General features: G+C 41.3%; 14 protein-coding genes. 2 read left to right on the top strand and 12 right to left on the bottom strand.

Translation table 11 applies throughout. The features are described 5' to 3' along the window. Nucleotides 1-260: 260 nt before the first annotated feature. Nucleotides 261-749 (bottom strand): hypothetical protein, encoded by a 489-nt coding sequence (locus tag MLD56_RS08100; RefSeq protein ID WP_029516567.1) that lies wholly within the window; start codon nucleotides 747-749, stop codon nucleotides 261-263. Further along, nucleotides 749-2,092 (bottom strand): WXG100 family type VII secretion target, encoded by a 1,344-nt coding sequence (locus MLD56_RS08095; RefSeq protein WP_029516566.1) that lies wholly within the window; start codon nucleotides 2,090-2,092, stop codon nucleotides 749-751. Before MLD56_RS08095 ends, MLD56_RS08100 begins: the two co-directional genes overlap by 1 nt. Before the next feature lie 387 nt (nucleotides 2,093-2,479). Between MLD56_RS08095 and MLD56_RS08090 the strand changes: the two genes are divergently transcribed. Continuing rightward, nucleotides 2,480-2,719 (top strand): hypothetical protein, encoded by a 240-nt coding sequence (locus MLD56_RS08090; RefSeq protein ID WP_039269860.1) that lies wholly within the window; start codon nucleotides 2,480-2,482, stop codon nucleotides 2,717-2,719. Nucleotides 2,720-2,859: 140 nt separating this feature from the next. Here the strand turns inward: MLD56_RS08090 and MLD56_RS08085 are convergent, their stop codons facing one another. From MLD56_RS08085 to MLD56_RS08040, 10 genes are all read right to left on the bottom strand, one after another. After that, a complete protein-coding gene (locus MLD56_RS08085) occupies nucleotides 2,860-3,264 on the bottom strand; it encodes a hypothetical protein (RefSeq protein ID WP_039269858.1) in 405 nt (134 codons plus the stop codon). Nucleotides 3,265-3,424: 160 nt separating this feature from the next. Continuing rightward, nucleotides 3,425-4,798, bottom strand: coding sequence for a hypothetical protein (locus tag MLD56_RS08080; RefSeq protein WP_029516564.1), 1,374 nt, complete (start codon nucleotides 4,796-4,798; stop codon nucleotides 3,425-3,427). Nucleotides 4,799-5,238: 440 nt separating this feature from the next. Beyond that, on the bottom strand, nucleotides 5,239-6,570 hold the full coding sequence (locus MLD56_RS08075; protein ID WP_049816940.1) for a helix-turn-helix domain-containing protein: 1,332 nt from the start codon (nucleotides 6,568-6,570) through the stop codon (nucleotides 5,239-5,241). 223 nt (nucleotides 6,571-6,793) lie between these two features. Next, nucleotides 6,794-7,249, bottom strand: a complete 456-nt coding sequence (locus tag MLD56_RS08070) for a GNAT family N-acetyltransferase (protein ID WP_029516562.1) — start codon at nucleotides 7,247-7,249, stop codon at nucleotides 6,794-6,796. A 100-nt stretch (nucleotides 7,250-7,349) separates the two neighbouring features. Next, nucleotides 7,350-8,024: a VOC family protein gene (locus MLD56_RS08065; protein ID WP_029516561.1), complete on the bottom strand. Its 675-nt coding sequence runs from the start codon at nucleotides 8,022-8,024 to the stop codon at nucleotides 7,350-7,352. Nucleotides 8,025-8,119: 95 nt separating this feature from the next. After that, nucleotides 8,120-8,644 (bottom strand): hypothetical protein, encoded by a 525-nt coding sequence (locus MLD56_RS08060; protein ID WP_029516560.1) that lies wholly within the window; start codon nucleotides 8,642-8,644, stop codon nucleotides 8,120-8,122. 233 nt (nucleotides 8,645-8,877) lie between these two features. Next, the gene (locus MLD56_RS08055) at nucleotides 8,878-10,053 is read right to left on the bottom strand and encodes an MFS transporter (RefSeq protein ID WP_029516559.1); all 1,176 of its coding nucleotides are present in this window, start codon (nucleotides 10,051-10,053) and stop codon (nucleotides 8,878-8,880) included. Between the two features lie 76 nt (nucleotides 10,054-10,129). Beyond that, a complete protein-coding gene (locus MLD56_RS08050) occupies nucleotides 10,130-10,441 on the bottom strand; it encodes an ArsR/SmtB family transcription factor (protein ID WP_029516558.1) in 312 nt (103 codons plus the stop codon). A 130-nt stretch (nucleotides 10,442-10,571) separates the two neighbouring features. Continuing rightward, nucleotides 10,572-12,620, bottom strand: coding sequence for an iron ABC transporter permease (locus tag MLD56_RS08045; RefSeq protein ID WP_029516557.1), 2,049 nt, complete (start codon nucleotides 12,618-12,620; stop codon nucleotides 10,572-10,574). Beyond that, nucleotides 12,617-13,612: an ABC transporter substrate-binding protein gene (locus tag MLD56_RS08040; RefSeq protein WP_029516556.1), complete on the bottom strand. Its 996-nt coding sequence runs from the start codon at nucleotides 13,610-13,612 to the stop codon at nucleotides 12,617-12,619. Before MLD56_RS08040 ends, MLD56_RS08045 begins: the two co-directional genes overlap by 4 nt. A 168-nt stretch (nucleotides 13,613-13,780) precedes the next feature. Between MLD56_RS08040 and infC the strand changes: the two genes are divergently transcribed. Beyond that, complete coding sequence (gene infC / locus MLD56_RS08035; protein ID WP_029516555.1) at nucleotides 13,781-14,293, top strand: translation initiation factor IF-3; 513 nt, start codon at nucleotides 13,781-13,783, stop codon at nucleotides 14,291-14,293. The last annotated feature ends 66 nt before the right edge of the window (nucleotides 14,294-14,359 follow it).

Here is a 14,359-nt window from a genome sequence, read left to right as displayed (position 1 = left end):
CAATAGTCTCATTAGACTATTTTGTTCTTCCCATAATTTTAAGAATGTATCATACTTCATAACATTCACGCACCTTCCGTATACTTTACCCATATCGCTAAGTTAGTAGCCTGATTGGAGACTCTCCTGTTTAAACCCGCCTCTTAATTCTTAGGTGCATGCAAATTATCTTCTTTATCAGATAAATTACTATGAAAAAAGCTTGCTCCCATTTTATTGTTAAAGGAGCAAGCTTATAGATATTCATTAATCGTTGTGAATTATATTGATTTAGGATTTTTATAGCACCAGTTTGGATCATAGGGCAGAGATCTGAACTTCTGCATATCTTCCCAACTGTAGACCCAATCGTAATCAGGAATCCAAAAATAGTCAGTAGGATTTAGCTTGAGATATTCATATATAAATCGAAAAATCAGCTCTTCAACACCATAAACATCTTCAATACATCCTACTTGATACAAGGACAAGCTTGAATCTAATCCACTAATATCCTCATCATGCTCATAATTAATTTCGTAATTATAAATTCCATCAATATAGAATATAAACTGCTGGTTATTTTCAGCACCTAGTGGGTTATAAGATATATTTAGAGTTGTTGAAAAAAACTGTTCGTTCTTATATTTTTTATCATTGTCAAAATATAATCCAGCATCTGCATGAAAGGCAGCTACGATTGCATCTCCTAGTAATTTCTCAGGTGTATATTTTTCTCGTTCTATTAAAATAAAAGCCGAACTCCCCATCACTTAACCACCTTTCTTAATTCCTCCAAGGAATTTACAACAGTTACTCCTAGCTTCTTGATATTATCTAATTTTTCTATATTACTTTGAGATAGATTGCCCAAAGGCTTATCAATATAAAGTATAACTTTCTTCTGTTCTGGATTAAAATAAAGCTTATCAGTAGTAATTGTCATTTTCTCAAGTTGTCCTTCTTTAACTGCTTTGATCGAAGCCTTTACCTCAATTAATTCATTTTTTGTAACCACATCTAAATCACCTGCAAATTGACCATCTTTCTTTAATATTTTTTGCCCAAAACCAGTGACTTCACGTTCTTCTTTTAAAAAGCCAGCTACTTTTGCTTCAGTTGCCTTTCCTACATCTGAGCTATTCATAAAGTTTTCAATATCACGGTTAATATTTTTGGGATGTTGATCAACCCATGTCAGTTCATTGCCAGCAGGGTTTGTATATTTCGTCTTATTTCCTTCCTTAATTATGCTACCCCTATTGTAATTGTGGGTTCCCTCGACGACATGCGGTGCCTTTTCTGCCTTAGCTCCCGAAGAAGGAGTGGATTTTGATGAGCCTCCACCTTCTCCTTTCGCCATCTGCCACAATTCTGCTGAGCTTTCCCCTGCTCCTTTTGCACTTTTAACCGCAGTTGTAGCTCCATGCGCCGCCAAAGCTGCCGATCCAATTAATCCGGGTACCCCAATGATACTCCCTACACCTGTAGATGAAACAGCAACGGATAATCCTTCTCCACCTATTCCAGCTACTACCTCACCTGCCCCTTGCAATGTTGTAGCTACATTTCCGAGAATTTCTCCTACTTTAGCTGCCATGGGATGATCATAATTCCGTTCTTTATCAGGCCATATCCCCACTGTCAAATTCCCCTGAATAGCTCCTTTTGCTCCCTGTGCAGTATCCCAAAGGATTTCTCCTTGAAGTTTGCTAGCTTCCATTTGAGCCTCAGCCTTAGTGATCTCAGCTTGTCCAATCTGTTCAAAAATTTTATGTAACCAACCTTCACCTGTGGATGCTTTTTTAACAGGGGCTCCGAGCCACGGCACATCCAGTACGATTTTTTCCCCGTCCACCTTTGCAAAGTTTTTTGAAATAAAAATAAGTTCTTGTGCTACTGTCGATAGTCGTTCAATCGTCACACTCATGGATTGTCGAGAAACCTGAAACTCCTGAAAAAATCTCTCTTGGGTAGCCCCAGACCAGCCTTGTTGGACAAAATCAATTCGTCCACTCAAAAAATTCAGCATACGTTCCATTTCATGCTTTCTGTGTAAGAACTGATCAGCCACTTCCATCAATTTGTCAGGTGGAACTAATATTCTCCCCATTCTACCACGCCCACTTTAATTTTGATGGAAATAATCTTATCAGAAGGGGTGATTTAGGGAAATCCATCTGCTATCCTGTTATTTCCTTTTAATCCATGTGACATTTGAACTGAAATAAACAGATTTATTATGTCTAAAGTAGTGTATAACGCTGTTAGATGATGCCTAAGTCAGTTTTAGCTGTTCTATCCATATGATAGTGATCAAGTATTGATTATATCATTATTACTTTTTTTTGATTTATAATAATATAATTGACATAATATCAATAAACATCCTTACTATATAATTCTAGGACGCTATATTTAAAGGCTTTTCCTATATAACTTTGAATGGCTTCATAGTACAAATTTCACCTTTTCCATAAACATTATTGGAGGCTAGTAAATGAGTAAATTTGAAAAAAATCTAATTAAGTATTTGTCTTACGGTTTTTGTGTAGGAATTTATTATTCCTTTATTAAAGGGCCAACAACAATGAGTTCTTCAATCAACGGTATGTTTGAATTTTATACAGTACCCACTTCTACTTTTATTTTCAGAACTTTATCAATCTCGTTTATACTAAGCCTCATTGCTGGAGTGGTGTATACAATCGTTTTTTTATGTATAAAAGGAAATAAGTAGATTTCCCAGAAAAATCCCAAAACAAAAGAAGCCAACCCATCGCAATAGCTCCTTTTCTTTATCGACCCTTTATTTAATTGACTAACTATGCAAAAAAGCTTGCTCCCATTTTATTGTTAAAGGAGCAAGCTTATAAAATATTAATCATACTCAATGAACACATTGCCGTTTCCATTGACGGCTTTCTGTAACAATATAATTATATCGTTCTTAAGATCAGGAAGTACAGGTAATATATTAGTCAAACTTTTCGCTTCTTCCTCGGTCAAATATTTAATATCAAATGAATCAAACAATTGTAGGGTCTCTCTAATATTTTCCACTTCCCATGGACTTTCCTCATACCAGCCTTCGTGAGCATAATATTCACTTAGTATATTACTTTGTGCAGATTCTAGTTGAACCAAACAATCCAATAATGTATCAAAGTATCCATTCCATATCTTCAATACATAGCTTTTATCTGAATTTGTATAAATCAATCTTATTTCTGGTTCTCCTTCAAATCCAGCATAGTAGGTATCATTTATTTTATCTGTCTTCATACTCTTACTCCTTCTAATGGCTGTGATTTTGAACTTGAGAGCATTTTATTCTCAGACTGCCACGTGGCGACCCGTTGGTCTGTAATTCGAGCCATTCTCTCAATGCTCAATAGGAGGTGCCTTCACTGCTACTAACATAAACTGGAATGGTGGGATCAGCTTACTCTTCATCTTCGTTAACCGCTTTAATCAGATCTCCGTAGACTTCCTTCGTGTGAGCAGATGCATGTTCTTTAAAATGTGTAAACAATCTCATACATCTGATTGCTTGTATTCTATTATTAGATTCAGCAGACTTTTCCAAACAGCTAAACAAAAATGCGAAGCCTTCTGAAAACCTCCCCTTGCGCAAAAGATAGATCGCCAATTCCCTTGCGAAATGAGTGTATCGCTCCGTTGTGAATCGTTGAGTATACAATCCTTCAACTTTTTTCTGCTCCAGAAAGGAGATGATTTCTTCTTCGAATTGCTTTAAAATATTATCTACATCAAAATGGTATCGGTTAGCTGCCTCAATCATAATATCAAGTGCGGGAAGAATCTCATCTTTTCTTGAAGAAATATAAGCTACATAATCAGAAAGAACGCTCTTATCACCAGAAAGAAGCTTATTAACATACGTGTTTACTACTGCCCAGTCTTCGTACTTTTTTCTCCATTTCAAAGCTTCTTCATCTGTATCAGTAACCCAACTTAAATCAGCGTATTTTTTAATGTGTTGAAGTCCCTTTTCATAGTCTTTCCTCTCACCACATGCTTGTGAACGAAGTAAATGCGAGAATGCCCAATACGCAAACAAAGGAAAATTAGGTTTCTTCGAATTATCTTTGTGTACATGATGCCGCTGTTGTTGCAGTTTGAATTGAATTTTTGCCTTGTCTCCCATAGCTTTAGCGAATAGTTCTACTTTATCCCATTTTCGTAACGAACGATATGTATTCGCCAAGTCTTTTAATGCCTCTAACTGATCTACCCCATCTAACCGTTCAATGTAAGGCTCAAATTGAATGGCTGCATCATAGTCTTTCTCTTGATCGTCTCCAATACGAATCGTAAACAATCGATACTGGCAAACGGCTAATCGTTCTGAATACTGATACTTTTCCCCTTCTGCCACATTTTCATAAAGGAACGCCGCTGCTTCAGTATAACCTTTTTTATAAGAATCCTCGGCTACTTCAAAAAGTGAAGGAAGATAAACAGGATTATCTAGCAACATACCTACAACTCTTCGCAAGCAATCAAGTCGTCCTAGCTCCACGCAGCGGTACAAAAAAGGACTGATTCTTCGCCAGTTGAGCGGTTCTTCTTCAATACATTCATCAATATAACGTTCATAAAAATAATCCGGTGGTAAATCCATTCCCATAGTGATGCGATCTAGCTGGTGAACTGAAATTGATCGGTTGCCCGTCACAATGCCACTAACTGTACCTACGTTCAAATCAATCATGTGACCAAACTCGGTCATGGTTAAGCTTTTCCGTATCAGATAGGTTTGTACTTCTGCTCTAATCGTAGGTGTGATCTCCATAGATAAGCCACCCTTTCAACATAAACTCGACATATAATATGCAGTTAAACGATGTAATAGAGAAATGGTTAGTAAAAATCACTTTATCACCCATAATTGTATCGTCTTTTAGAACAAAGCCATACACCCTTCAGTTGTGTACAATAACACACATTACATTTTTGCACTTTTTACATATATTCCTCAAAAGAAGATTTCCTCATATTGCTGATATACAGCAAAATAGGTAATAAAAAGGCTAGACGGATCATTCCGTCTAACCACTTAATAATGGTGATTTTCTAGGTTCTACTGTGACCTTGAACTTGAGACCTTTTTATTCTCACATTCCTCCGTGTTTTCCAGTCGGCTCGTAAGTAGATCCTTTGTCTTGATACTGAAGGGGGATAACCATTACCGCTGCTAGTGTAAGACTTGTTACCAAGAAAGCTATCATCACTTTACGTCCCATCCTCATCCACCTTATTAATCAAATTTCTGTATGCTGCCTTCGTTTCAAACGATGCATACTCCAGATAGGATTCATACAGCTTTACACATTTAATTATATACGATTTATTGTTTGCTAATGTAGATTTTTCCAAACAACTTAATAAAAAAGTAAATCCATCTGCAAAATTATTTTTATTAAAGTAGTAAACCGCTAATTCAAATGTAAAATGAGCATAACGTTCTATAATAAATTGTTGATTGTAGACACCTACACCCTCATGTTTATCTCGCATAGCTAAAATTCCCGTTTGAAATTGATTTAGAATATGATCAACATTTAAATTAAATCGATTAGCAGCTTCAATTACGTTATCTAATCCAGGAAGTGTCTCTTCTTTCCTTGAAGAAAAAAACGCTACATAATCATTCAAAACACCAATTTCACCAGCGTGAAGTTTATTTACATAAGCGTTGGCTTCAGCCCATTCTTCATATCGCCTTTTCCATTCCATGGTAATGTCATCAGTTTCCTTCACCCAACTTAGGTCAGCATATGTGTACGTATGTTGAAGCGCTTTCTCATAATCTTTATGTGCTTCGCAAACTTCATCACGAAGTAAATGAGAAAAAGCCCAATAAGCAAACAGAGGAAAGCTTGGTTTCTTTGCATTTTCTTTTTTGGAAGGATGCCGTTGTTGCTCCATGTTATATTGAATTTTTGCCTTGTCTCCCAAAGCTTTAGCGAATAATTCTACTTTGTCCCATTTTCGTAACGAACGGTATGTATTCGCCAGATCTTTTAATGCATCTAACTGTTCTATCTCATCTAGTCGATCAACGTATATTTCAAATTGAACGGCTGCTTCATAGTTTTTCTCTTGATTATCTCCTTGTCTCGTTTGGAACAAACGGTACTGACACATAGCCAGACGTTCTGAATATTGCTTTTTCTCACTTAGAGCCACATTCTCATATAGAATAGTTGCCGCTTCGTAAAGCCCTTCTCTAAAAAGTTCTTCGGCAAGCTCAAATAAAGATTCTGAATAGCCTAGTTTATCCATCAATAAATTAACCACATCATGAATGCAGTCCAATTTATTTAATTTCGCACAATTATGTATAAAAGGACTCATTCGACGCCAATTCGGATTAGCCTCTGTTAAATACTCAGACACATACCGTTCGTAGTAATAGCCAACGGGAAGCCCCATTGCTTTTGTAATTCGATCTAACTGATCGACTGAAAGTGTGCGGTTCCCATTAATAATACTGCTCATGGTGCCCGGATTCATTTCTGCTTTTCTAGCTAAATCACTTAGGATTAAATCATGATCTTTCATATGTTTTGTTATCTCTGTGAGTATCGTGGTTGTTGTGTTGTACAAAGTAACCACCCCTTGTCAGGAACTTAGTAGGATATCAACTCATTAAAAAAGGACTATTGCAATCCAATGATTGTATAGCCTTTCCGCAATTCATTGTACCATCTTTTGGCACAATATCATATACCTTTCAGAACCTTACTTAAGATACCTTTGAAGGGTTTGTAAAGAAAATTAAGCTCTATAAATCCTGAGACATACGAATCATATCTCTACACTGTATGCCATTCTCATAAATTTCTTCTAGATAGTTATGTCTGATAAAGAAATCTAGATCTACACCTACAATTCTAAACCCGCATTTTTGGTAGAGGGCTAACTGCCCAATGCTAGAGTTTCCTGTGCCCATTTCCATCGTTTTATAACCTTGTGCCCTAGCTGTTTCAATGGCATGTGTCACTAATAGTCTGCCTATTCCTTTACCATGCATATCTTCTGATACTGCTATATTCACTAACTCAACTGTTTCAGGTCTTGTAGGTAAAAGAACATAGACTCCAACAATATGATTGTCAATTTCTGCTACATAACACTGCCCTCTTTTCAAATATTCCTCAACAAGTTGGCGCGAAGGATCAGCTAGTAACAAGAGATCTATTGGATATTTTTCATTTGAATTAAGTAGTCTAATATTCATATATTCTCTCCTGAATGTATTATGGCCCCCGGGTTTCCCCCCTTATCGTAAGCTTTATTCCAGAAATCCGGGGGTGATGGCGATGAGATGAAGCCTTAACTCAGGTTGACCTCAATTCATACAAACCATTATGCAGTGAAAGACGGGCAGAGTATGGACCTTCAAACAAGACACTGGTATTAAATACGGCCGGAAGCCTATCATCAGGAAACCAAGGCCGTTGCTTGTCTATGACTATAAATGATCCTTCTACATTCCCTAGCGGCGCGAACTTTTGTCCAGCCCCTCCCCATGGATCAAGTTGGAACGTTTCGGTGATTATCCTAGATACTTCAGGGACATCATCGACAGGAAGACCGATCTCGCTTATATGAAGTAGAGAGTTGGGCCCGAAAGCTTCAGTGACTGCATTGTCGAGTGTATGGTGAGCGATGAACTCGACAAGGTTATGATCCGGATCATAGAAGTAAAGCGCTGTTGCATTCCAGTTTTCGAAAAAAAACTCATCTTCTTCGGATCTTGAAATCAATGAAATCCCACGGTCGATGACCCACTGTTTTGCTTCTATAAATTTATTCGTTGGAATCGTAAACGCAATATGATAAAATTCATTTTCTATGTGGGAGGATTCCTGAAAAGCAAGAACCGATTCCCCTACTTGAAACGACAACCGCGAAGGACCTTCCTCCACAACCTGCAAATCCAAGAGAGAGCCGTAAAAAGCTTTTATCGCTTCGAAACTGTGGGTGCCTAAAAGCACTTCTTTTAATTTCAATGCATTGGTCCTCCCCATAAATAATATTGAAGCCCATTAGTCCGTCGTATCCAGATCAGCATTTTATCTCAGATTGTATGAGATTATTACATTGGTTATTGATTATCCTTTAAATCGCTTAGAAGTTTGGCGTTCACATCCAACGCCGCAAATTGAAGTAATATATCCTGTTCATCCAGAGCTTTACTTTTCGCCATTTTGAGATAAAGCTTGGGCTGGTCCCGAAATGCTCTTGCACTTCCAATCGAGTATGCCTTCTTGAGATATTTATGAGCTAATACAGGGTTGCTCTGATGAAGAAGTGTTTCCGCCATCTGAATATAAGGTTCAGCATGTATAATCCGGTGCCCTGTACCTTCCAAATCTAAAATCTCCTCATTTAAAAGCTCTACTGATCGCTGAGTATGCCCGTTATAATTGAGAATTTGAACGTATTGATGCAAGGTTACACCTGTGATGCCCCATTTATGCTTAGGCTCGGGTATTAGATCCCAAGCCTTCTGTGCTTTTTCCACAGCCAAGTTGCTATCTAATGGGAGTGTATGAGCTGCATCCTCTCCAAGCTCCCAAATCTCTTCTTCCAATTGAGCCTCCAGATCGTGGTACATTCGAATATTCATCTATTCCTCCCAATTGGATAATATAAGTTCAACACATAGAGATGTCTACTCCTCATTGCGTTTAGCGAAAGCGCTTGATTAAGGATATCACTCCCCAGATGAGCAACGCCAAGATCCCGCTAACGATTACGAATGTCATTAAGATCGAAGTCCATACGATATGCAATCAACATCACCCCATGCATCATTTTATGGTCATCTTGTAGAGTACTCTTCTAATGTCTCTCCATATTTTAACGCACGTTGGCTTCCGCTGCATTCGAATTGAATATTTTTATTTTTATGATAATGGATAAAAAAGCTAGTAATGCAAACATCAGCCCGCTCCAGATGAGCTGGTGTATTCCCAAGTGAGAGATAAACCACCCGCCCGTAGCAGCCCCTATCGTAATACCTAGATTAGAAAATGAGACAAACAGGCTATTACCAAACTCTGGAGCTTCTTTCGCTTCCGTGGTTAACCATGTTTGACTAATAATAAGCCCCCCAGAATGCACGGCCCCCCAAGTGAGCACAACCACAAACATCGGTAGGAAAGAAGCACCCAGAGCATAGGTGAATACGTAAATGACCGTATATAGCAATGGGAACATAATTACGGTCTTGGTCAGATTTTTATGTAATAATCCCCCGAATAAAAAATTCCCAAAAATCATGACGATTCCAAAGACCATCAACATCATACTGATCCATGACCCGTTCATCAGAGTTACTTCTCCAAGATATTCGGCAAAATAGCTATACACCGAAAACATAGCTGCAAAGATAAAAATAACAGTCACAATGTTGAACCACAATTGAGGTTTACGTAATATACCAAGCTGTTTGCCATAAGACATCTTTTCCTGAACTGGCAGGGAAGGAAGCCATACGAGTATTCCCACAAATGCAATCATGCTTACGACAGCTCCAAATAAGAAGGCAGCTTCTAACGATATCTTTTCAGCAAGATAGGAAGTCAAAGGCACGCCAAACGCAAATCCTACCGTAATTCCAGCGAAAACCTTGGTGACGGCTTTACTACTCTTTTCAGGGGGGACCAGATGAGCTGCAGTCACGAGGGCGACCGAAAAAAAGACAGGATGAAAAATAGCGGGAAGAACACGAAAAATGAGCATGACCTCAAAATGAGTGGTATAGGCATAGACAATATTGGAAATGACAAAACTGAATACAGCGATTAATAGAATGATTTTACGATTCATACCAGAAACGAGTAAGGTCAAAAATGGACCTGAAATGGCAACAACGAAAGAAAAAATACTGACGAGCCAACCAGCCTGGGCAGCTGATACATTGAATTTTTGGGTTACTTGAGGGAGAACGCCTATAATTCCCATTTCCGTTGTAATAATGCCGAATACGCCTAAAGCCAGAATGATAATAAGTAACGGGTTAACCTTTTTCATTTTAAGTATAAGCCTCCAAATTAATTATATATATAGATTTGTAGATATATTACGTGAAAAAAAACCTCCTTTCTATTTATAATTCCTTTTGAACATACTCGGCAAATTCCCGGATTGTTTTTTCATTCCGACGATAGTACGTCCACTTCCCAATACGCTCAGACTCTAACAAACCGGATTTTTGCATCATTAATAAATAACTTGAAATCACAGACTGCGCAAGTCCCGCTTTAGCCTGAATATCTCCCACACATACACCAATTTGAAAATTAAGCCCTTGCTTCAGATAAGCCTGTTCATCAAAAAACTCTTCTGGTTTTTTTAACCACAGCATAATTAGACGGCGAGTTTCGTTTGACAATGCTTTATAAATCAATGACGGTTCCATATAAAATATTATATCTATTTTATTAGATTTGTAAATATAAAGTCCAATGATTACGTAGAAAAATAAATAATAAAGGCTGCTTTCCCACGGGAAATCCGTTGGGAAACAGCCTGTTCAAGTACATATTCAACTACACTGACTTACTCTTATTGGAGCGATACATCAAGTACAGGAAATACGGTGCACCGATCAGTGCGATCAGTAATCCGGAAGGAATTTCAGTCGGCGCAAGCACTGTCCGTCCAATCGTATCAGCCAGCACCAGCATTACCGCTCCCAAGATGCTAGACAGAACGATAGAGCGACGTACATGGTGCCCAATCAACGTACGCACGATATGCGGAGCAATCAGCCCGATGAAGCCAACTGTACCTACACAGGCTACCGCTCCGCCCGCCAGCAGCACCCCCACTGCCATCGCCAGCAACCGGGTGCGGCGCACCGGAAGTCCCAGTCCCATAGCGCTGCTGTCGTCAAACACCAAAAGATCGAAGCGGCGAGCTAGCCACCAGGCTATTGGCAACAACACGAGCAGAAAAGCCAAAATCGTCGCCACCTGCCCCCAGTTTCGAGCGTAGGTACTACCCGTCAGCCAAATATAGCCTGTGCTGCCCCAAAGCGAACCTTGGATAATCAGTATCTGAATGCCAGCTGCTCCGATCGCTGATACAGCAATCCCAAGTAGGATGACCACAGACGGGTTTAGGTGATTGTTCCATGATAAAAAGAAGATCACCGCCGCCGACACCGTCGCTCCGGCAATCGCCGCGATAGGCAGCATATAAACAGGCAGCCCAGGCCAAACGATAATCACTGCAAGCGCGCCAAAGCCAGCCCCTGAAGAAACACCAATGATCGAGGCATCCGCTAAGGGATTACGAACGGCTAATTGGATCAAGACACCGCTGACCGCAAGCGCGATACCAGCCCCGGCTGCCACCAGCGTGCGCGGAATTCTAAACTGCAGCAGGGCCGAATTTGCGTTCTCACCGCCAAATAGGCCAGATAGCAAATCGCCAACCGGAATTCGCATCCCTCCAAACATCAGGCTGAATACGGTCAACAGCACGGCACCGCACCCAAGCAACGTGACCAGCCTGCCATAGGGTAATTTCCGAGAGCGCACACCTATGTTCATTGAAGATTGTCCATTAATACCAGAAGGCAGCTTCATCTTCCACAGAATCAACCAAATTAGCCAAGGAGCCCCAATCAAGGCCATCATTGCTCCGGTCGGCAGATCCATGCTTGATTGGTGGACCATCTTCGCCAGCACGTCAGCGCCTGTCAACAGTAATGCTCCCCACAGAAAGGAACCAGGCAGCACCCAGCGATGCATTTTTAGGCCGCTTAAGCGCACCAAATGTGGAGCTACCAAACCCACAAAACCAATAGGTCCAATGACGCTAACTGTAATGGTCGACAGCAGGACAGCTAATACAATACCCACCGCCCGGGTCAAACTAACCTTTTGTCCAAGTGACGTGGATGTGGACTCATCCAGATCCAGGACATCAAATTGTCTTGACAGCAGAAAGGCAATGACCGAGAGTCCTACGACCCAGGGCCAGGCGTAAGTCGTCCCGCTCCAGTCGTTTTGCACAAGCGAGCCAGAACCCCAGAGAAACAGTCCCTGCGTTTCAAATGAATAAAAGATATGCAAAGCTCCGGTAAACGAACCGAGAACCATGGATACAATCAAGCCGGCAAGCGCCAACCGAATCGGACTTCCCGCTCGTCCCCCGCCCATGAAGTAAGCGAGTACCGCTGCCAGCAGGCCGCCGACAGCGGCAAATAGAAACGGCGCCTGATGCAGCAGTCCGGGAAACATCACCGCGCCAAGGACAACCACAAAGTAGGCACCAGCGTTAATTCCTAGTGTATCAGAAGCCGCCAGCGGATTTTTGGTGATGGCCTGAAGCAAAGCACCAGCGATGGCAAGCGCACCACCAGCCAGGATTCCGATGACCGTACGCGGCATTCGTAGATCCCACACCATGTTATGTTCAAGCGTATTCTGACGCTGGGTCAACGCCTCAATTACTGTATGCAGCGGGATTGAAGCCTCTCCATAACACAAGCTTACAAAAAAAAGCACGATGAGGACGATCAATCCGCCCCCAAAGATGCTTCCTACACGCCAAGTTTTCGATAACCCCCTTGTGCCTGTACGGGTCATTTCGTCAGAGCTCCGACTACCTGATCAACGAGTACTTTAGATGAGATCGGGCCGCCGAACGTCCATGTTGTACCGTCCAGTGGATAGGTTCGTTTTTCTTTGACAAAGTTTAGTCCGTTCCATACGGAGTTGTTCTTCATTGCGGCTCCAAATACATCGTCCGTCTTTTGCGTAATGTAGATAAAATTACTATCCTGTACAGCAGGAAGAGCTTCAATACCAACGGTGCTAAACCCGTATTTCTCGGTCTTGTCCGACTTCCAGTCGTTCACCATGCCGATTTTCGCGAGCGTTCCCACTACAACCGAATTTTCCTTGAACATTCGCAGACTGGCAGCATTTTGAGCTGTGAAGGCCTGTGTTAGCGCATAGTGAAAGTCTGCTTTGCCCGCTTTCTCCAATGTTGCCTTTGCCTCTACATAGTGCTGGTCAAGTTCGCTTAGGACCTTATCAGCCTGTTCCGTTTTTCCGGTAGCCACAGCGACTTGCTTGAAAATTTCGACCATACGGTCGTAATCATAGCCGTTCCCCTTGTAAGGATCGAATTCTATTGTCGGTGCTATCCCCTTAAGCTGTGCATAGATCGCTGCATTGTTATCGGCGTTGGAGATAATAAGATCCGGCTTAAGCGCCGCAATCGCTTCTAGATTCGGTTCGCCCCGTGTGCCGATATCAGTTACGGTATCAGCCAGCTTCGCCTCCGGTGTTACCCACAGCTTGTAGTTTTCATTGTCCGCATTACCGACAGGCTGTACGCCAAGTGCAATGAGGTCCTCGGTAAACGTCCATTCGAGTACAACTACACGTTCCGCTGGCTTGTCCAGCTTGACTTCCCCATGGTCATCCTTAACCGTAACCGGACCAGCCGTTGTGGATGTCTGCTCAGACCCTGCAGTACCTTCCGTCTTCGAGCTATCCCCAGCCGCACCGCAGCCCGCCAATACAATAGTAAAAACTACAAATAATAATAGGCTATTCAACATCTTTTTCATTTCTCTCAATCACCCCTGTATGTATATTGCATTGGAAAATGATAATCATTATCAGTAAAAGATTATAGGGCTTAGTGACTTTTGTCAATACAGATAAATCTAAAATTGAATCGCAAACAGGTTCCGTATATGATAGCTTTATCATTGTTTAAGGGAGGCTTCATTTACGTGGCGGTATTAATCAACGAGCAAATTAAAGCTGACGAAGTGGTACTCACTGGACTCGCAGGGGAGAAGCTCGGCGTTGTATCCAAGTCAGAAGCCTTGGCTATGGCCCGATCCAAAGGGGTGGACCTGGTCTGCACCTCATTGATGAGCAGTCCACCACCCTGTAGCTTGGTCGCGAAGGGTAAAGGAAAAGCGCTGGCGCAAAAAGAAGCCGCAGCAAGCAAAAATGTCGGCCGAGCCGCAAAAAACAGCGGCAAAGAAAAGATCAAGGAGCTTCGCTTCACTGCTCATATTGAGGAACATGATTACGACACGAAGCTGCGTCAGGCAGACAAACATCTGCGTTCCGGCAAACCGGTGCAGCTGGTCGTTAAAGCGTCTGGTGCAAAAGAAGCGCCTGTCGCCAAAGCGGTACTAGAGCGGCTACTAATCGATTTGAAGGAAGCCGGAGTGAAGGATACTGGAATCCAGACGGGCGGCAAGGGCTCACAAGTGAAATTAAACCCTCGCTGAATGGCGAATCAGTAAATTGGACCAGTCACTTAGACCGTAGGAAACAGAGGGCCCATTCGGCCCTCT

This window comes from Paenibacillus peoriae (genome assembly GCF_022531965.1).
Taxonomy (GTDB): Bacteria; Bacillota; Bacilli; order Paenibacillales; family Paenibacillaceae; genus Paenibacillus; species Paenibacillus polymyxa_D.
This window is presented reverse-complemented; position numbering and strand designations above follow the sequence as displayed.